Annotated in this window: 19 protein-coding genes; 9 read left to right on the top strand and 10 right to left on the bottom strand. The window is 64.0% G+C overall.

The features are described 5' to 3' along the window. Positions 1-1,442: AAA family ATPase (locus Q7T45_RS19560; protein ID WP_304872810.1), on the top strand; the 1,442-nt coding region annotated here is incomplete at its 5' end. 82 nt (positions 1,443-1,524) lie between these two features. Here the strand turns inward: Q7T45_RS19560 and Q7T45_RS19555 are convergent. Both Q7T45_RS19555 and Q7T45_RS19550 read right to left on the bottom strand, forming a co-directional pair. Next, positions 1,525-1,878 carry a PilZ domain-containing protein gene (locus Q7T45_RS19555; RefSeq protein ID WP_304746226.1) on the bottom strand — a complete coding sequence of 118 codons (354 nt, stop codon included), beginning with the start codon at positions 1,876-1,878 and terminating at the stop codon, positions 1,525-1,527. A gap of 163 nt (positions 1,879-2,041) precedes the next feature. After that, the gene (locus Q7T45_RS19550) at positions 2,042-2,977 is read right to left on the bottom strand and encodes a glycine/sarcosine/betaine reductase selenoprotein B family protein (RefSeq protein ID WP_304872808.1); all 936 of its coding nucleotides are present in this window, start codon (positions 2,975-2,977) and stop codon (positions 2,042-2,044) included. Positions 2,978-3,084: 107 nt separating this feature from the next. On the opposite strand from Q7T45_RS19550, the gene Q7T45_RS19545 reads away from it, so the two are divergent. The 5 genes from Q7T45_RS19545 (at position 3,085) to tsaA (ending at position 6,899) form a co-directional block, all read left to right on the top strand. Next, the gene (locus Q7T45_RS19545; protein WP_304872806.1) at positions 3,085-4,089 is read left to right on the top strand and encodes a lytic transglycosylase domain-containing protein; all 1,005 of its coding nucleotides are present in this window, start codon (positions 3,085-3,087) and stop codon (positions 4,087-4,089) included. 209 nt (positions 4,090-4,298) lie between these two features. Next, complete coding sequence (locus tag Q7T45_RS19540; protein WP_304872805.1) at positions 4,299-5,036, top strand: AzlC family ABC transporter permease; 738 nt, start codon at positions 4,299-4,301, stop codon at positions 5,034-5,036. Continuing rightward, the gene (locus tag Q7T45_RS19535; protein WP_304872804.1) at positions 5,033-5,377 is read left to right on the top strand and encodes an AzlD domain-containing protein; all 345 of its coding nucleotides are present in this window, start codon (positions 5,033-5,035) and stop codon (positions 5,375-5,377) included. The genes Q7T45_RS19540 and Q7T45_RS19535 overlap by 4 nt, the downstream gene beginning before the upstream one ends. Before the next feature lie 39 nt (positions 5,378-5,416). After that, on the top strand, positions 5,417-6,403 hold the full coding sequence (locus tag Q7T45_RS19530) for a tripartite tricarboxylate transporter substrate binding protein (protein WP_304872803.1): 987 nt from the start codon (positions 5,417-5,419) through the stop codon (positions 6,401-6,403). 4 nt (positions 6,404-6,407) lie between these two features. After that, the gene (tsaA, locus tag Q7T45_RS19525) at positions 6,408-6,899 is read left to right on the top strand and encodes a tRNA (N6-threonylcarbamoyladenosine(37)-N6)-methyltransferase TrmO (protein ID WP_304872802.1); all 492 of its coding nucleotides are present in this window, start codon (positions 6,408-6,410) and stop codon (positions 6,897-6,899) included. Between the two features lie 112 nt (positions 6,900-7,011). Here the strand turns inward: tsaA and Q7T45_RS19520 are convergent, their stop codons facing one another. The 4 genes from Q7T45_RS19520 to Q7T45_RS19505 all read right to left on the bottom strand — a co-directional run bounded on the left by Q7T45_RS19520 (position 7,012) and on the right by Q7T45_RS19505 (position 10,084). Beyond that, positions 7,012-7,440, bottom strand: a complete 429-nt coding sequence (locus Q7T45_RS19520) for an HIT family protein (protein WP_304872801.1) — start codon at positions 7,438-7,440, stop codon at positions 7,012-7,014. A 51-nt stretch (positions 7,441-7,491) separates the two neighbouring features. Continuing rightward, positions 7,492-8,745 (bottom strand): GNAT family N-acetyltransferase, encoded by a 1,254-nt coding sequence (locus Q7T45_RS19515; RefSeq protein ID WP_304872799.1) that lies wholly within the window; start codon positions 8,743-8,745, stop codon positions 7,492-7,494. 105 nt (positions 8,746-8,850) lie between these two features. After that, positions 8,851-9,603: a glycerophosphodiester phosphodiesterase gene (locus Q7T45_RS19510; RefSeq protein WP_304872798.1), complete on the bottom strand. Its 753-nt coding sequence runs from the start codon at positions 9,601-9,603 to the stop codon at positions 8,851-8,853. A gap of 13 nt (positions 9,604-9,616) precedes the next feature. Then, positions 9,617-10,084: a RidA family protein gene (locus Q7T45_RS19505; RefSeq protein WP_304872796.1), complete on the bottom strand. Its 468-nt coding sequence runs from the start codon at positions 10,082-10,084 to the stop codon at positions 9,617-9,619. A 236-nt stretch (positions 10,085-10,320) separates the two neighbouring features. Here Q7T45_RS19505 and Q7T45_RS19500 point away from each other — a divergent pair, with 236 nt between their 5' ends. Continuing rightward, positions 10,321-11,196, top strand: a complete 876-nt coding sequence (locus Q7T45_RS19500) for a cell envelope integrity EipB family protein (protein ID WP_304872794.1) — start codon at positions 10,321-10,323, stop codon at positions 11,194-11,196. Between the two features lie 21 nt (positions 11,197-11,217). Here the strand turns inward: Q7T45_RS19500 and Q7T45_RS19495 are convergent, their stop codons facing one another. The 4 genes from Q7T45_RS19495 to Q7T45_RS19480 form a co-directional block, all read right to left on the bottom strand. Beyond that, positions 11,218-12,570 carry a ferric reductase-like transmembrane domain-containing protein gene (locus Q7T45_RS19495; protein ID WP_304872792.1) on the bottom strand — a complete coding sequence of 451 codons (1,353 nt, stop codon included), beginning with the start codon at positions 12,568-12,570 and terminating at the stop codon, positions 11,218-11,220. Positions 12,571-12,883: 313 nt separating this feature from the next. Beyond that, positions 12,884-13,219: a septal ring lytic transglycosylase RlpA family protein gene (locus Q7T45_RS19490; protein WP_304872790.1), complete on the bottom strand. Its 336-nt coding sequence runs from the start codon at positions 13,217-13,219 to the stop codon at positions 12,884-12,886. 417 nt (positions 13,220-13,636) lie between these two features. After that, on the bottom strand, positions 13,637-14,956 hold the full coding sequence (locus Q7T45_RS19485; RefSeq protein WP_304872788.1) for a DNA polymerase IV: 1,320 nt from the start codon (positions 14,954-14,956) through the stop codon (positions 13,637-13,639). Next, on the bottom strand, positions 14,935-15,234 hold the full coding sequence (locus tag Q7T45_RS19480) for a DUF3572 domain-containing protein (RefSeq protein ID WP_304746199.1): 300 nt from the start codon (positions 15,232-15,234) through the stop codon (positions 14,935-14,937). Before Q7T45_RS19480 ends, Q7T45_RS19485 begins: the two co-directional genes overlap by 22 nt. Before the next feature lie 228 nt (positions 15,235-15,462). On the opposite strand from Q7T45_RS19480, the gene Q7T45_RS19475 reads away from it, so the two are divergent. Together Q7T45_RS19475 and Q7T45_RS19470 are read left to right on the top strand one after the other, a co-directional pair. Continuing rightward, the gene (locus Q7T45_RS19475; RefSeq protein ID WP_027538546.1) at positions 15,463-15,828 is read left to right on the top strand and encodes a response regulator; all 366 of its coding nucleotides are present in this window, start codon (positions 15,463-15,465) and stop codon (positions 15,826-15,828) included. A gap of 11 nt (positions 15,829-15,839) precedes the next feature. After that, a partial coding sequence (locus Q7T45_RS19470) for a response regulator (protein ID WP_304872773.1) occupies positions 15,840-16,560 on the top strand: 721 nt, incomplete at its 3' end.

Below are 16,560 nucleotides of genomic sequence, written 5' to 3'. Positions count from 1 at the left end.
GCATGGGTTCGACCACCTACAAGGAATACCGTCAGCATTTCGAGAAGGATCGCGCGCTGGTGCGCCGGTTCCAGAAGATCGACGTCAACGAGCCGACGGTGGAAGACGCCATCGCGATCCTGAAGGGCCTGAAACCCTATTTCGAGGACTATCACCGGCTGAAATACACCAACGAGGCGATCGAGGCCGCGGTGCAGCTGTCGTCGCGCTATATCCACGATCGCAAGCTGCCGGACAAGGCGATCGACGTGATCGACGAGTCGGGCGCGGCGCAGATGCTGGTCGCCGAGAACAAGCGCAAGAAGACCATCGGCATCAAGGAAATCGAGACCACGATCGCGACCATGGCGCGGATTCCGCCCAAGAGCGTGTCGAAGGACGATGCCGAAGTGCTAAAGCATCTCGAACAGACGCTGAAGCGCGTGGTGTTCGGCCAGGACAAGGCGATCGAAGCGCTTTCCGCCTCGATCAAGCTGTCGCGCGCCGGCCTGCGCGAGCCGGAAAAGCCGATCGGCTCCTATTTGTTCTCGGGTCCGACCGGCGTCGGCAAGACCGAAGTTGCAAAACAGCTCGCGGCCTCGCTCGGCGTCGAACTGATCCGGTTCGACATGTCCGAATATATGGAGCGTCACACGGTCTCGCGCCTGATCGGCGCGCCTCCGGGCTATGTCGGCTTCGACCAGGGCGGCCTTCTGACCGACGGCGTCGATCAGCACCCGCACTGTGTGGTGCTGCTCGACGAAATCGAGAAGGCGCATCCGGATCTCTACAACGTGCTCTTGCAGATCATGGATCACGGCCGGCTCACCGACCACAACGGCAAGCAGGTCAATTTCCGCAACGTGATCCTGATCATGACCACCAATGCCGGCGCCGCCGATCTGGCGCGCCAGGCGTTCGGCTTCACGCGCAACAAGCGGGAAGGCGACGATCACGAAGCAATCAACCGCCAGTTCGCGCCGGAATTCCGCAACCGGCTCGATGCCATCGTCTCGTTCGCGCATCTCAATCCTGATGTGATCGGCATGGTGGTGGAGAAGTTCGTGCTGCAGCTCGAGGCGCAGCTGGCCGACCGCGACGTCACCATCGAATTGTCGGAGCCGGCCAAGGCGTGGCTGATCAAGCATGGTTACGACGAGCAGATGGGTGCGCGGCCGATGGCGCGCGTGATCCAGGAACACATCAAGAAGCCGCTGGCGGACGAGGTTCTGTTCGGCAAGCTCAAGGGCGGCGGCCATGTCCGCGTCGTGCTGGTCGCGGACGAAGCCAGCGCGGAGGCGGGCGACGAGAAAATCGGCTTCGAATATGTCGAGGGACCGGTGACGCCGAAGCCGGAAAAACTGCCCGGCGCGCGCAAGCGCAGCATGCCGCGCAAGCCGAAACCCAGCGGCCCCGGCGGGTCGAGCGGCCCGGCCTCACGAGGCCCGCTGGTCAAGGTGTGAGCCGCTGACATCAGGAATCAGAAAGCCGGCGTGTCGCGAGACCGCCGGCTTTTTTGATGGATAAGGTGCGTCGCGCGGGCGTTCAGCCTTCGCCGATCAGCTCCTTGATGCGGCGCTGCAGCTGGCGCTTTTTCTTTTCGCTCTTGCGCAGCCGTTCCTCGAGATCGGAGACCGGCAGTTCGACAGGGGCTTCCGCGCGGAAGGCGACGCCGACAAAATTATCGCGCCACCAGATCACTTTGGCCAGGAAGGATTGGCCCTTTCGGGCGATCTTCAGCGACATCTGTTCCCTTGGCAGCTTGATGACGTTGCTGAACTCCAGGCTGGCGCCGTTTTCGGAGATGTTGCGCACCACGCAGTCACGTGTCGCGCCATCGCTCTCGGCGACGCCGCCGTAAATCACCTTGTCGCGTGCGTTCTGGCGCCGGTCCAGCATGGAAAATCCCCTGATAAAGAAGGGGACCATACCCGGCTTCGCATCCCGCGAAAGGCCACGGCCGGCAAAATGCGCCGTTAACGTAAATTGATGATGGCTGGAGAAGCCGCGATTTCAGGGCTTTTTCCTGCCAAACGAGGTTGTTTCGATCGACCGCAAGCCCTCAGGCCGCGCTCTCGCGCAATCCGCGGGCGATTTCCTTCTGGGCGTCGAATTCGCGCCGCAGCCGCGCCAGCTCTTCGGCGCTTAAGGCGCCGGCGTTGCTGTAGTCGCGCTTCCACGCCGCATCCGCGCTCCAGCGCAGCGGCGACTGCACCGTGGTCTGGGGCCCCGGGGCGGTTTCCAGCACCCGCAGGGCCAGCTCCAGGGTAAAGGCCTGCGACGCCGGATCGTGCGGCTTGCCCGCCGAATTGCCGAGCGGAAAATCCGAGAACAGGAACCGCGGCACCGCCGCGTGTTCGACGATATCCTTGGCGCAGCCCATCACGACGGTGGAAATGCCGTTGGTCTCGAGATGCCGGGCGACCAGGCTGATGGTCTGGTGGCAGACCGGGCAGTTCGGAACCAGCACGGCGGCATCGACGTTGTCGGCCTTGCAGCGCGCCAGGATTTCGGGGGCGTCGGTTTCGATGGTGACGCGATGGCTGCGGTTGGTCGGCGCGCCGAAGAAGCGGGGCGCCAGTTCGCCGATCCGCCGCGCGCTCGCCAGCCGCCGCAGCTGAGGCAGCGGAAACCAGGTGCCGCTGTCGTCGGCCCTGGTGTGCACGCGGTCATAGGCGATGTGCGAGATCCGCACATCATGCTCTCGGGAGGTATCGCCGTCATAGACCGTATAGAATTTGGCGCCGCCATTATATTTGGCGCCGGGGCCCTGATCGCCTTTGGCGGGGTCGAACGGTGCCGCGGTGGTGATCAGCGCAACGCGGGATTGCGCCAGCGGCTGTTTCAGCGGCTGGAACGGCGCATCGACAAAATGCGCCCAGCGATAGGGCGTGGTGTAGCCGATCGCAGCATAATAGTCGCGGGTCCGTTGCATATATCGGATCGGCGCGTCGTCGTCGGGTGCGAAGCCGAGCTGGTCGTCCGAAGCTGCCGTCATGCCTTGCGCTCCCACATCCGCGCCATCATTCTTCCGGATAGCTGGACTTGGATAGCTAGACGGTCGGTTCCCCGTGTCAAGCGCGGCTAACGGATAGCAGAGCTCCCATGCGAACTGTCACTGGTCTGCGAGCTGCGCTTTGCGCTGTCGTCGTGACACTCTCGCAGCCTGCGGCGCGGGCAATGGCCGAGGATGCGCCCGCAGCGGCTGGCGCTGAAATCGCAAAGCCCGGGGTCGCAGAACCCGCCGCCAGTGGCGACAGCAAGGACAGGGCGGCGAAACCTGCAGACAACGCGCGCGAGACCGACACCCGCGAGGCGATGTGCCTGATGATCGAATCGGCGGCGAAGGCCAACGACCTGCCGCTGGAGTTTTTCGCCCGCGTGATCTGGCAGGAGAGCCGCTTTCAATCCGATGCGGTCGGACCGGTGACGCGCAGCGGCCAGCGTGCGCAAGGCATCGCGCAATTCATGCCGGGAACCGCTAGCGAGCGCCGGCTGCTCGATCCCTTCGATCCGGTACAGGCACTGCCGAAATCCGCGGAATTCCTGCGCGAGTTACGCGGGCAGTTCGGCAATCTCGGGCTGGCGGCGGCGGCCTACAATGCCGGACCGCGGCGGGTGCGGGAATGGCTTGATGGCTCCGGCTATATGCCGCAGGAGACGCGCAATTACGTGTCAGCCATCACGGGTGCTACGGTCGATGAATGGGCCAGGCCCGGCACGAAAGACAAGCTGCCCGACCGCGCGCCGAGTTCGTCCTGCCGCGAATTGATGGCCTTGCTCAGACGCGCGCCCAATCCCTTCGTCACCGAGCTGGAGCAGCACGTCAAACTCGGCGCCGACAAGCTCTGGGGCGTGCAACTCGCCGCCGGCTTCAATCGCGACCGGGCGTTGGCGATGTATTCACGGGCCATGAAGCGCTTGAGCACCGTGATTGGCGATCAGGATCCAAGCCTCTCGGGCAGGATCTGGCGCAGCCGCGGCACGCGAACGTTCTATCAGGTCCGGATCGGCGCCGACACGCGCCCCGCCGCCGACGAACTCTGCACCCGCATCCGCCGCGTAGGTGGGGCGTGCCTGGTGCTGCGGAACATGAATATGAGGGGGTGAGGGTGGGCACCGAACTTCGTCATGCCCGGGCTTGTCCCGGGCATCCACGTCCTAACTGTCAGCAGAAGGCGTGGATGGCCGGGACAAGCCCGGCCATGACGATGATCGCAGAGAACTCAGCTGGATGGCTGCTCTGCCTGCGGTTCGCTTGACGCTGGTGCCTTTCGCTATCGATATGCCCTGACACGACTCACATGGTCCGGTGGCCCTTGGCCCTTCCTCCGCTCGACTCGATCAGTTGGCAAAGCCCCTTGCGGGCCTTCGCATGGGGCATGCGCTCGGTCGCCTCGACGGTGCTGACGCTGGTGCTGTTTGCGACCTATATCGGCATCGGCGCGCTGGCGCACGACACCCATTTCAGCCTCGGATGGGTGTTGGCGAGCACGGCGCTGGTCTGGGCGGGGCCGGCGCAGATCATCCTGATTTCGACGCTGGGGTCAGGGGCGACGGTGGTGCAGGCGGCGATTGCCGTCACCGTCAGCGCGATCCGGCTGTTTCCGATGGTGGTCTCCGTATTACCGATGATGCGGACGCCTCAGACAAAACGGCGTCATCTGGTGCTGGTCACCCATTTCATCGCCGTCACCCTGTGGGTTGAATGCGTTCGCCTGCTGCCGCATGTGCCGCGTGAGCGGCGGATCGCGTTCACGCATGGGCTCGGCATCGGGCTCTGTCTGGTCTGCCTTTCCGCGACCACGCTCGGCTATGGGCTGGCCGCCAACCTGCCGCCACTGCTCGGCGCAGCCATTTTGCTGCTGACGCCACTGGCATTTTTGTTGTCGACTGCGCGCAACTGTCGACAGCTTTCCGATGTCCTGGCGCTGGTGCTGGGGCTGGCGCTGTTTCCGCTGGTATCCCTGCTGCACACCGGCGTCGATATCCTGATCAGCGGCGTCACCGCCGGCACCATTGCCTATGGCGTTCACTGGTGGCGGGAACGCGCATGAGCGATTTTATCGGCGACTGGCATGCGTTGCTGGTGCTCGTAGTGGCGGGCTTCCTGCCCAATGAGGTCTGGCGCATGCTCGGCCTCTGGTTTGGCGGCGGCGTCGACGAGGGCTCCGAACTGCTGGTATGGGTGAGGGCGGTCGCGACCGCGATTCTCGCCGGCGTGATCGCGCAAATCCTGGTGCTGCCGCCCGGCGCGCTGGCCAGCGTGCCGGATGGGCTGCGCTACGGCGCGGTAGCCGCCGGATTCGCCATCTTCATGCTGACGCGGCGGTCGATTTTTGCCGGCGTGGTCGGCGGCGAGGCCATCATGCTGGCTGGCAAATGGTGGCTGGGCTGATACTGTCCGCCAACTCAAACGCATCACGGGGAATCGGCAATGAATTCGCGCGCAAGGTCGGCTCTGGCTGGCTGTCTTTTGACTGTTGCAGCCCTTGCCGCGACGCCGGCCGCCATCGCGGCGGAGTATCCGACCCGGCCCATCAAGCTGGTCGTGCCCTATGCCGCGGGTGGCCCCACGGATGTGCTCGGCCGTCTGGTCGGCGAATTTCTCAGCCGCGACCTGAAGCAGCCTGTCATCGTCGAGAACAAGGCCGGGGCGCAGGGCGCGATCGGCGCCGAGATCGTGGCCCGTTCCGAGCCCGACGGCTACACGCTGTTCGTCACGGCGGCGTCCATCATCGTGCTCAACCCGATGCTCTACAAGAAGCTGCCCTACGATCCGGTGAAGGATCTTCGGGTGCTGTCGCTGATGACCGATCTGCCCGTGGTGATGGAAGTTCACCCATCGGTACCGGCCAAGACAGTTACTGAGTTCGTCGCCTATGCCAAGGCGAATCCCGGCAAGGTCAATTTCGGATCGGCCGGCACCGGCGGCACCATCCATCTGGCCGGCGAGATGTTCAAGCAGATCGCGGGCGTCGACATGGTTCACGTGCCCTACAGGGGAGCGGGGCCGGCGCTGACCGATCTGATATCCGGCAACATCCAGGTAATGTTCGACACGCTGAGCACGGCGTTGCCGCCGGTGAAGGCGGGCCTGTTGCGGCCACTGGGCGTGAGTTCGGAGAAGCGCAGCCCCGATCTGCCCGACGTGCCGACCATCGCCGAGAGCGGTTACCCCGATTACCGTGTCAGCGTCTGGTTCGGCGTCGCAGCACCCGCGAAGCTGCCGGACGATGTCGCGCAGAAAGTCAGCGCCAGCCTCGACCGCGCGCTGAACGACGACGCCTTCCGGGCCTCGCTGGAGAAGATCGGCTTTCCCGCGCTGCGGCCGCGTAGCGCCGCCGCGATTACCGAGTTCATCGATGCCGACCGTAACAGGTGGTCGGCCGTGATCAAGAAGCTCAACATCTCACTGGACTAGAGACATGGTGGCCAAGACTGAAGTCCGCGAGGGCGAACTCGCCGTCGATCTGCCGAAAGCGAGCAACGCTTCGCTCTACTTCATCGGCCGCATCCGCACGCCATGGACCTCGCGCGAAATGACGCCACGGCAGGGCCGCCACGACGGCCCGGTCTGCCGGCTCGAGATTTTCGAGCCATGGCTGCCGGCGCTGAAGGGTGTCGACTTCTACAGCAATCTCGAGGTGATCTACTGGCTGCACCAGTCGCGCCGCGATCTGGTGCTGCAGAGCCCGAAGGACAACGGTAACACCCGCGGCGCCTTTTCGCTGCGCTCGCCGGTGCGGCCGAATCCGATCGGCACCTCGATCGTCAAACTGGTCGGCATCGAGGGCAATGTGGTGCTGGTGCGCGGCCTCGACTGCCTCGACGAGACGCCGCTCCTGGACATCAAGCCCGACCGCTGCGAATTCACCCCGCTGGCGCAACCGCATCCCGGGGATTTCGAGACGGAGTGAGGTCTCTCGAATCGTCATTGCGAGGAGCACTTGCGACGAAGCAATCCAACTTTCTTGCTTGCCGCAAGATGGATTGCTTCGCTTCGCTCGCAATGACGGTGAGAGAGCTGCTCTACATGCCCTTCAGCGCCGCGATCAGCTTGGTCGCATTATCCTCCAGAACAGTGACGTCTTCCTTGCGGCTGGCCGGCGGCAAGAGCGCGATGCCGTCGTGGCGCGGCATCACGTGCATGTGCAGGTGAAACACAACCTGTCCGCCGGCGGCCTCGCTGAATTGCTGCACGGTGATGCCGTCGGCCTTGAAGGCCGTCATCGCGGCATGAGCGATCTTGTGGGCGCCGCGCGCGACATGGGCGTAATCCTCGGGCGTGATGTCGAGGATGTTGCGGGCAGGGGCTTTCGGAATCACCAGGGTGTGTCCGGGCGCGCGCGGCATGATGTCGAGAAACGCCAGCACATGGTCGTCCTCATACACCTTGTGGCAGGGAAACTCGCCGCGCAGGATCTTTGCGAAGATGTTGTTGGTGTCGTAGGCGGGCATGGCAGTCTCCTCGAAATTCGATTGTACTCTCGCTTCTGGATGCGGGAACCGTCAAGACGGCTCGTCGGCAACCTTGCGAAACGGTCCGGCGTCGGTGAGTTCGCGCGCGGCCTCGGCGACGTAGGCGCGCTCGCGCTTCAGGTACTCGTCGATGGCGCGGGCGAGGCCGGGGTCGGCGATGTAATGCGCGGAATAGGTGGTCTGCGGCAGGTATCCGCGCGCGATCTTGTGCTCGCCCTGCGCGCCCGCTTCGACGGTTTTCAGGCCGCGCGCAATCGCAAAATCGATCGCCTGATAGTAGCACACCTCGAAATGCAGGAACGGGTGATGTTCGATCGCGCCCCAGTGGCGGCCGAACAGGGTGTCGGAGCCGATGAAATTGATGGCGCCGGCGATCCAGCGGCCATGGCGCTTGACCATCACCAGCAGCACGTCATCGGCCATGGTTTCGCCGATCAGCGAATAGAACTCCCGCGTGAGGTAGGGGCGGCCCCATTTGCGCGAGCCGGTCTCCATGTAGAAGTCGAAGAAGGCGTCCCAGGCGTCTTCGGTGATGTCGCGGCCGGTCAGCGCGTGGACCGTGATGCCCTCGACGGAGAGCGCCTCGCGCCGTTCGCGCTTGATCGCCTTGCGGTGGCGCGAATTGAGGGTGGCGAGGAAATCATCGAACGAGTTGTAGCCGTGATTATGCCAGTGGAACTGCTGGTCGGTGCGCTGCAGGAAGCCGAATTCGGCGAGGAACTTCCATTCGGCTTCGCGGGCAAAGGTGACGTGCACCGAGGACGCCCTGGTCGCCTCGCACAGCGCGACCAGTCCGCTCGCCAGTGCGGTGCCGATACGTTCGCGATCGACGCCGTCGCGGATCAGCAAGCGCTGGCCGGTGGCCGGGGTAAAGGGCACCGAGGCCTGCAGTTTCGGATAGTAGCGGCCACCGGCGCGCTCATAGGCATCGGCCCAGCCGCGGTCGAACACGTATTCGCCCTGTGAGTGCGATTTCAGATAGCACGGCACGATGCCGGCGATGGCGCCGCCGAGTTTTGCGACGAGGTGCCGCGGCCCCCAGCCGGTTCTTGCGCAGGCCGAGCCGGACGCTTCCAGCGCCGAGAAAAATGCGTGCGAAACGAATGGGTTATAGGGTCGTCTTAATGCGGCGCCGGACTCCGCTGTCGCCTCACGTGAGGCCAGAGTGTCGAGCCCGTCGAGGCTGTCCGGGCCGCAAGCCGGATTGGCGCAGGCATCCCAGTCGGCAGCCGGAATCTGGCTGACGGAGGGCAGCGATTCCAAGGTGATTTCGGATGACGCCATCAGCAAAAAGACCAGTCACGCGTTGCGATCAGCCATCGCATGTGGTGACCAACACCGCCAAAGATCGGGCATTGCGCCCGCGACTTCAAGAGCAGGCGGCGCGCATCAGGTTCCCGGCACGAAGCCTTCAAAGATCATCTGGTCGGCGTAGCGCGCCGCCCGCTCGCGCTGCTCCGGAGTGCGCACGGTCCAGGTCAGGAGCGGCAGGCCGAACACATGGCGGGCGATCCAGGGGGCCGGGGCCGGCAACTGGTTGACCCAGAACGCCACGAAATGCGGCCTTGTGCGGAAGGCGTGGCGCAGATGCAGCATGCCGCGGCGTTGTTCCGGCGTCAGCTTGTACCAGTAGGCGTCATCATAGTTGGTCTGCGCAATGATGCCGCGCGGACGATCCGGGATGGTTTGGCGCAACGCGAGCACCTGGTCGGGGTCGAACGACATCACCGCCGCCGGCCCCGAATAGCCTGATAGCACCTCGGCCATCCGCGTCACCAGCTTGCGGTCGCCGTCAAAATGGCTCTTCACCTCGATCACCAGCGGCACGCGGCCGGAAACCAGCGCGCAGAGATCACCGAGCGACATCATCCGCTCGGCGGTGTCCCTGAAATTGACCGCTTTGAGCTCGGCCGCGGTCTTGCCGAGCAGGGTGCCCGAGCCTTCGGTGAGGCGGCCGAGCGCGTCGTCATGGTGCACCATGGCCTCGCCATCGGCGGTGAGCTGCAGATCGACCTCGATGGCGAAATTGCCCGCAATCGCGGCGGTAACTGCGGCGGGCATGTTTTCGATGACGCCGCGCGCGGCGTCGTGCAGCCCGCGATGGGCCACCGGCCGCGCCGTCAGCCAGTCAGGCGCGCGCACCCTGGCGTCTCCCTTACGAGACCTCGAACACGCCCTCGACTTCGACCGCCGCGTCCGAGGGCAGCGAGGAGACGCCGACGGTGGTGCGGGCATGGCGGCCCTTGTCGCCGAAGGCCGCGACCATCAGGTCGGAGGCGCCGTTCAGCACCTTTGGGCCGTCGAGGAAATCCGGCGCCGAATTGACGAAACCGCCGAGCCGGACCACGCGGACGACCTTGTCGAGATCGCCGAGGGCTGCCTTGATCTGCGCCAGCAGGTTGATCGCGCAACCCCTGGCCGCGGCGTTGCCCTGCTCGACGGTGACGCCGGCGCCGAGCTTGCCCTTGGCGATCAGCTTGCCGTCAGGATTGACGCAAACCTGACCCGACACGAACAGCAGGTTTCCGGTGCGGACGAAGCCGACGTAATTTGCCACCGGGGTCGGGGCCTCATGCAACACCACGCCCAGCGCCGCAAGTTTCTGCTCGACCGTACCCGCCATGTTTCGTCCCCGTTTGAATTGACGTTCAAGTTGTTCTGCACCCGGTCTCGACGCGGCCGGGCCGCTTTGTTTCGCGCATCGTGCCATCACATGCAAGCGAGCCGCCGATTGGCCGGGAACCGGCCGAAAACGCCGGCAATCCCGCCGGCAATTCGTGCTTTTTTGTGAAACGGCCCTAGTTGCGGCGCAATAGGGCGGTCAGTAATGTAGGATTCACGGCGCAAGGAAGACAATACATGGCTCGCTGGTTCCGGATTTTGCCGCATAAAGTCAGCCCGCTTTTGCTGACGGCCGCCGCCGTCGTCATCGTGGGTTTTGCCGGCGGCGGGGCGGAGGCCGCGGCCAGCGGCCCGTTTCTCGCGCATCAGGCGCTGTATGAACTCAAGCTGCTGAAGTCGCGCGGCTCGAATTCGATCAACAGCGCGCGCGGCCGCATCCTCTACAATTTTTCCGGCAGCGCCTGCGAGGGCTACACCTCGGAATTCCGCCAGGTCTCGGAGCTGGACAGCGGCGAGGGCAAGCTGACGCTGAGCGACCTGCGCTCGACCTCCTGGGAGGACGGCGACGGCAAGAGCTATCGTTTCAAGATCGCGACCCGGATGAACGACACCGATTCCAGCCCCGTCGACGGCATGGCGGAGCGCAGCGGCAACCAGATCACGGTCAAACTGAAACAGCCCGAAGCCAAGACCTTCACGCTGGATGGCACCACGGTATTTCCGACCGAGCAGATCCAGCGCATCATCACCGCCGCGCGCGAGGGCAAATCGGTGCTTGAACTGATGGTCTATGACGGATCCGACAATGGCGAAAAAGTCTACAATACCTTGTCGGTGATCGGCCAGCCGATCCCGGGCGACCGCAGCATCGAGACGCCCGATCCCTCCACCGCCAACGACGTCATGAAGTCGCTGAAGCGCTGGCCGGTCACGGTGAGCTATTACGACCGCGACGCCAAGGCCAAGGACGGCGAGCAGACCCCGGTCTATGCGATGTCGTTCGAATTGTTCGAAAACGGCGTCTCGCGGGCGCTGGTGCTCGACTACAACGATTTCGTCATCTCCGGCGCGCTCGGCAAGTTCGACGTCAAGGATTCCAAGCCGTGTAAGTGAGATGGCGCGACTGCATCCTCGCTACCGCATGGCGAAGAACTCCTGATGGAAACGGTCCTTGACGGGAAAGCCGTGCGCGGCGAAATCCCGTTTCAGCGCTTCGCCGAACCCCGCCGGACCGCAAAACCAGATGCTCGCCTCGCGCCATTGCGTTACCGCCTCGCGAACGCGTTCGCCGGTCAGGCGTCCGTCACGGGCATCGACCAGCACATGCAGACGGACATTGGCGGATTTGGCATCGGCCGCCAGTTTGCCGAGGGCCTGCTCGTCAACGTCGGCGGTGGGATGGAACAGATCGACGGTTCGGGCTTCAGGCCGATCGGGCGTCCCCTTCTGCATGGCCAGGTGTTTCATGCGCGCGACAAAAGGCGTGATGCCGATGCCGCCGCCAATCCAGATCTGGTGCGGGCAGGCGTCATCGAAGGTGAAGCAGCCATACGGCCCCTCGATCGTCACCTCCTGGCCGACCCGGAGCTTCTCGCGCAGGCGGCTCGTGTGATCACCCAGTTCCTTGGTGATGAAGGTGATCCTGGGGTTTTCGGCATGCCAGCCGGAAGCAATGGTGTAGGGATGAGCTCCTTCCGACGCGTCAGACGTGGCGAAGGCGAACTGGCCCGGCTTGTGGCCTGGCCAGCCGTGCGGCACCTCGATTTCGCTCTCGAGTGCCCTGACGCCGGGATAGTATTGCAGCGAAGCGATCGCGCCTTTGACCTGTCGCCCGGCCCCCACCCGGCGCAGAAGGACGACGCCAGCCGCCCATGTGCCGCCGGCAAGCAGCAGCGCCATCACGCCTCCGACGGGCGACGTCCAGTAGCTGAACTTGATCAGCACGACGGCGTGAAAGACCAGCACCAGATAAGCGACGGCGAGAAGGCGATGCGTCTTGTAGAAGAGCCGGTAGGGGAAATACTGAATGAGCGCCAGCGCGACCAGAACCACGGTGGCATAGAAAGCCCATTCGCCCAGGCCTTCAGCCGGTTCGCGCAGGTTCGCAAGGAACGCCTCGATTGAATTTTCGATGGCGGGCCTGGGTCCGCGCACCGGCCGCTCCAGCACGCCCCAGCCGACCGCCCATTTCGGTCCTTTGGACCAGAGCCAATGGACGATGGCGATGACCAGAGCCGCGATGCCGAGCCATTTGTGCAGACGATACATCTTGTCCAGACCGCCGAGCCACCGCTCTGGCCAACGCGGCCGCAGCGCCAGCATCATCGCAACGCTCATGCAGCCGATCGCGACGATGCCACTCAGCTGCACCATCGCTCCGCGAAGGGCAAAGAACGTGGTTGACTGAAATACGGTGGGTTCCGCAACCAGCCATAGCAAGACCAGAACCGCGAGCATGCTCCAGAATGTCCGTTTGAAGTTCTGCATGCGGCCCGTCCTTCAGGATAGTCGGCGCGTTATTCGAAGCCGGGATAGTTGGAATCAATCGGCCAACACCGCATTGAGCTGAGTCAACCCGACCCGTCTTGCGGGCTGCAGAAGCCGGATATCCTGATCAATCTGCGAAACACGAGCGCGTGTGGTGGTTTTCGCGGGCCGCCTGTGGATGGAGCCAGCGGGTCGCGCGTATGCGCGCCCGATGGCGTAATCCGGGATGCTTTCATCCCCTGCGTTGCCCCGGATTGCGCCGTAGTTCGGCGCTTGGCGCCGAACTACAACTCCATCCGGGCTACGGTTACCTTTATTGCACCATCACCTTCGCGGTGCCGCCCATGCCGATGGCATTGGCCGCGGCGCGCGACAGATCGATGCATCGGCCTCGGACGAAGGGACCACGGTCCGTGATGCGAACAGCCACGCTTCGGCCATTTGCCTGGTTGGTGACGGTAACGTGGGAGCCAAAACCTTTGGTCTTGTGCGCAGCGGTCAGGGCGTGGGTATTGAACCGCTCTCCGGAGGCCGTACGCTTGCCGTGATAACCATCGCCGACGCCATACTGCGAGGCGGTGCATACTTCGGCATGAACGATCGATGACGCGCAGCAAAGCGCTGCGGCAATAAGGGTAGTTCTCAGCATTAAGCTTCCTTGATTTTCGTCGACGCCTAAAGCGTCAATCGGCGTTTTGCTCGATGAGCAAGGCCATGGCGCGCGCAACAGACATTGATGTCGGGTTTGCGATCTGGACGGACGACATCGGTGTCGGTCACGTCGGATGTGGCGGTAGTGACGGGCAATGGTGGCCATTCATGGGCGACAATGCCGCGACGATCGGGCGCGCACGATTGGAACCGTGCCAACCGAGCTTGACAATGCAGACCTGACGGAGCAGGGGGCGGACAATAATCCCGTCAGAATACAAGGAAATGGCCATCGCGACGCGGATTGTAGGGTGGGCAAAGGCGCGCTTGCGCCGTGCCCACCATTCTTTCTTCAGGAGGCGGTGGGCACGCTGTCGCCTTCGCTCTGCGAGCGAGGGCGACAGCTTTGCCCACCCTACGTTTCCTCCTCTTCCTTCTCCGGGCCGTCATAGGCGATGCCCCTGATGACCGCGGCATCGCCGAACTTCTTGCGCAAGCCATCGATGGCGCGTTCGGCGTGGGCGGAGCGGCGGTCCAGCATGTCGGTGTCGTCGGCCAGCGATCCCGGGCGCAGGGCGCTGACGCCGGCGCCCATCAGGCGGAACGCGGTGCCGTCAATTTCCTTCGCCAGCATTTCGCGGGTGACGGCAAAAATCTTCGCCGCGAGCTGGGTCGGGGCGTGGATCGATTGCGAGCGGGTGCGCTGCCTGAAATCGGCGGTCTTCAGTTTCAGCGTGATGGTCAAACCTGAAAGGTCGCTGTTCTTCAGACGCGACGATACTTTCTCGCACAGTCGCCACAGTGTCTTTTCCAGCGTGGCAAAATCGCGGATGTCGGTTTCAAACGTGGTCTCGTTGGAAATGGTCTTGGCGCCGCGTTCGGGCTCCACGCTGCGGTCGTCGATGCCGCGCGCCAGCCGCCACAGCCGGCGGCCTTCGCCGCCAAACTGTTTCATCAGTTCGATCTCGTCGGCGCGCTGCAGATCGGCGATGGTGCGAAAGCCGCGCTGCAGCAGCCTTTCCTGGGTCGCCGGGCCGACGCCGTAAATGAAACCGACCGGCTTGTCCGCCATCATGGCGCGCGCCTGTTCCTGATCGAGCGTGGCAAAGCCGCGCGGCTTGTCCAGGTCGGAGGCGATCTTGGCGAGGAACTTGTTGCAGGACAGGCCGACCGAAACGGTGATGCCGATATCGCGTTCGATCTCGCGGGCAAAACGCGCCAGCACTTTCGCGGGGATCATGCCGTGGACGCGCTGGGTGCCGGCCAGATCGAGAAACGCCTCGTCGATCGACAGCGGCTCGACCAGCGGGGTCAGCGCCTGCATGGCATGGCGCACCTCGCGGCCGACCCGGACATATTTCGTCATGTCGGGGCGGATCACCGCGGCATGCGGGCACAGCTCCAGCGCCTTGAACATCGGCATCGCCGAGCGCACGCCGAAGGTGCGGGCGATATAGCAGGCCGCCGAGACCACGCCGCGCTTGCCGCCGCCGATGATGACCGGCCGGTCGGCGATCTCAGGATTGTCGCGCTTTTCGACGGTGGCGTAGAACGCGTCGCAATCGATGTGGGCCAGCGTCAGGGCTGGCAGGGTGTGGTGCCGGACCAGGCGGGGGGAGCCGCAGGCGCCGCATCGCCTGGCCGCGAAGTCGAGATCGCCGAGGCAATCCCGGCAAAAGCAGGTCGGCCCGCCCAGCGCTGGCGCGGGCGAGGTCACGGCACGTCGCGCTCCCATTGGGGGTCGTTCAGCGCCTGGTGCGCCGCGGCAATGTTGGTGGGGTGGAGTTGCGAGACGCTCGCAAAGGCCTTCACGGTTGCGTCATCACGCATGATGAAATCCAGCACGCTGGCCAGGAATCGCGGGTCGGCCGCGGCGGTGCGCAGGGTCTCCGGGCCGATTCCCGATTCGGCCAGGAACAGGCCCAGCCGCTCGGGGTCGGAGGCGATGAAGGACAGCGCCTGAACCGCAACGATTTCAGCTACTTCCCGGGGGTTGTGAACAGGCTTTTTCAACTGGTCCGTTTGCCTTTCGCTAACTTATGGTCTCTATTTTGTAAGCATCATGCCCGAGTCTGCGGAACGTGTTCAAGCAAGTGGAAACCACTTCGCATAAAGACGGCATGTGAGCTTAACGGGTTAGAGCGAATCTGGCGCTAGTTTGAATCAGATATCGACACCCGGCCGCAGTGCCTGATGCACCGCAGCCGGATCTGTTTCCTTAGAGGGATTGGGAGGGACGGGATGGCCAAAACCGTCCTGATCGTGGAGGACAACGAGCTCAATATGAAGCTCTTTCGCGATCTGTTGGAGGCGCACGGCTATCAGACCTCAGGCACCAGCAACGGCTTCGAGGCGCTCGATCTCGTGCGCAAGCTTCGTCCCGATCTGATCCTGATGGACATCCAGCTGCCTCAGGTGTCCGGCCTCGAGGTCACGCGCTGGATCAAGGACGATCCGGAGCTGCGCGCGATTCCGGTGGTCGCGGTCACCGCCTTCGCGATGAAGGGCGACGAGGAACGCATCCGCGAGGGCGGCTGCGAGGCTTATTTGTCGAAGCCGATTTCGGTCGGCAAATTTATTGAGACCGTCCGGCGTTTTATCGGATAGGAGTAATTTCGATGTCTGCGCGTATTCTGGTCGTCGACGACGTACCCGCCAACGTCAAGCTGTTGGAAGCCCGGCTGTCGGCCGAGTATTTCGATGTCCTGACCGCCTCCAACGGCGCCGAGGCGCTCGAGGTTTGCGCGCGCGCCGAATGCGACATCATCCTGCTCGACGTGATGATGCCGGACATGGACGGTTTTGAAGTCTGCCGCCGGCTGAAATCCAATCCGGCGACGCATTTCATTCCGGTGGTGATGGTCACCGCCCTCGACAGCCCGGCCGACCGCGTGCGCGGTCTGGAGGCCGGCGCCGACGATTTCCTCACCAAGCCGGTGTCCGACGTCGTGCTGATCGCCCGCGTGCGGTCGCTGACCCGTCTGAAGATGATGACCGATGAGCTGCGCATGCGCGCCATCACCTCGCTGGAGATCGGCGTGCAGGCGCCGGAGCGCAGCGCGGTGTCCGATACCGGGAAGGGCGGTCGCATCCTGCTGGTCGACGACCGGCCGTCCTCCTACGAGCGGCTGGCGCCGGTGCTCTCTACCGAGCACACCGTCGACGTCGAAGCCAATCCGTCGGAAGCGCTGTTCCACGCCGCCGAGGGCAATTACGACCTGCTGATCGTCTCGCTTGGCCTCGATAATTTCGACGGCCTGCGGCTGTGCAGCCAGGCGCGCTCGCTGGAACGGACCCGGCAGGTGCCGATCCTGGCGATCGCGGATGCCGACAACAATG

Origin of the sequence: Bradyrhizobium sp. (assembly GCF_030646015.1) — a bacterium.
Taxonomy (GTDB): domain Bacteria; phylum Pseudomonadota; class Alphaproteobacteria; order Rhizobiales; family Xanthobacteraceae; genus Bradyrhizobium.
Note: the sequence above shows the minus strand (reverse complement) of the source record. Positions and strands in the feature narration are given on the sequence as shown.

Bases quoted from the DNA above. Each gene is read 5' to 3' on its own strand.
- Q7T45_RS19555 (WP_304746226.1), bottom strand. From the start codon at position 1,878: ATGCTGGACCGGCGCCAGAACGCACGCGACAAGGTGATTTACGGCGGC.
- Q7T45_RS19550 (WP_304872808.1), bottom strand. From the start codon at position 2,977: ATGACGGCAGCTTCGGACGACCAGCTCGGCTTCGCACCCGACGACGAC.
- Q7T45_RS19545 (WP_304872806.1), top strand. From the start codon at position 3,085: ATGCGAACTGTCACTGGTCTGCGAGCTGCGCTTTGCGCTGTCGTCGTG.
- Q7T45_RS19535 (WP_304872804.1), top strand. From the start codon at position 5,033: ATGAGCGATTTTATCGGCGACTGGCATGCGTTGCTGGTGCTCGTAGTG.
- Q7T45_RS19530 (WP_304872803.1), top strand. From the start codon at position 5,417: ATGAATTCGCGCGCAAGGTCGGCTCTGGCTGGCTGTCTTTTGACTGTT.
- tsaA (WP_304872802.1), top strand. From the start codon at position 6,408: ATGGTGGCCAAGACTGAAGTCCGCGAGGGCGAACTCGCCGTCGATCTG.
- Q7T45_RS19520 (WP_304872801.1), bottom strand. From the start codon at position 7,440: ATGCCCGCCTACGACACCAACAACATCTTCGCAAAGATCCTGCGCGGC.
- Q7T45_RS19515 (WP_304872799.1), bottom strand. From the start codon at position 8,745: ATGGCGTCATCCGAAATCACCTTGGAATCGCTGCCCTCCGTCAGCCAG.
- Q7T45_RS19505 (WP_304872796.1), bottom strand. From the start codon at position 10,084: ATGGCGGGTACGGTCGAGCAGAAACTTGCGGCGCTGGGCGTGGTGTTG.
- Q7T45_RS19500 (WP_304872794.1), top strand. From the start codon at position 10,321: ATGGCTCGCTGGTTCCGGATTTTGCCGCATAAAGTCAGCCCGCTTTTG.
- Q7T45_RS19495 (WP_304872792.1), bottom strand. From the start codon at position 12,570: ATGCAGAACTTCAAACGGACATTCTGGAGCATGCTCGCGGTTCTGGTC.
- Q7T45_RS19490 (WP_304872790.1), bottom strand. From the start codon at position 13,219: ATGCTGAGAACTACCCTTATTGCCGCAGCGCTTTGCTGCGCGTCATCG.
- Q7T45_RS19485 (WP_304872788.1), bottom strand. From the start codon at position 14,956: ATGGGAGCGCGACGTGCCGTGACCTCGCCCGCGCCAGCGCTGGGCGGG.
- Q7T45_RS19475 (WP_027538546.1), top strand. From the start codon at position 15,463: ATGGCCAAAACCGTCCTGATCGTGGAGGACAACGAGCTCAATATGAAG.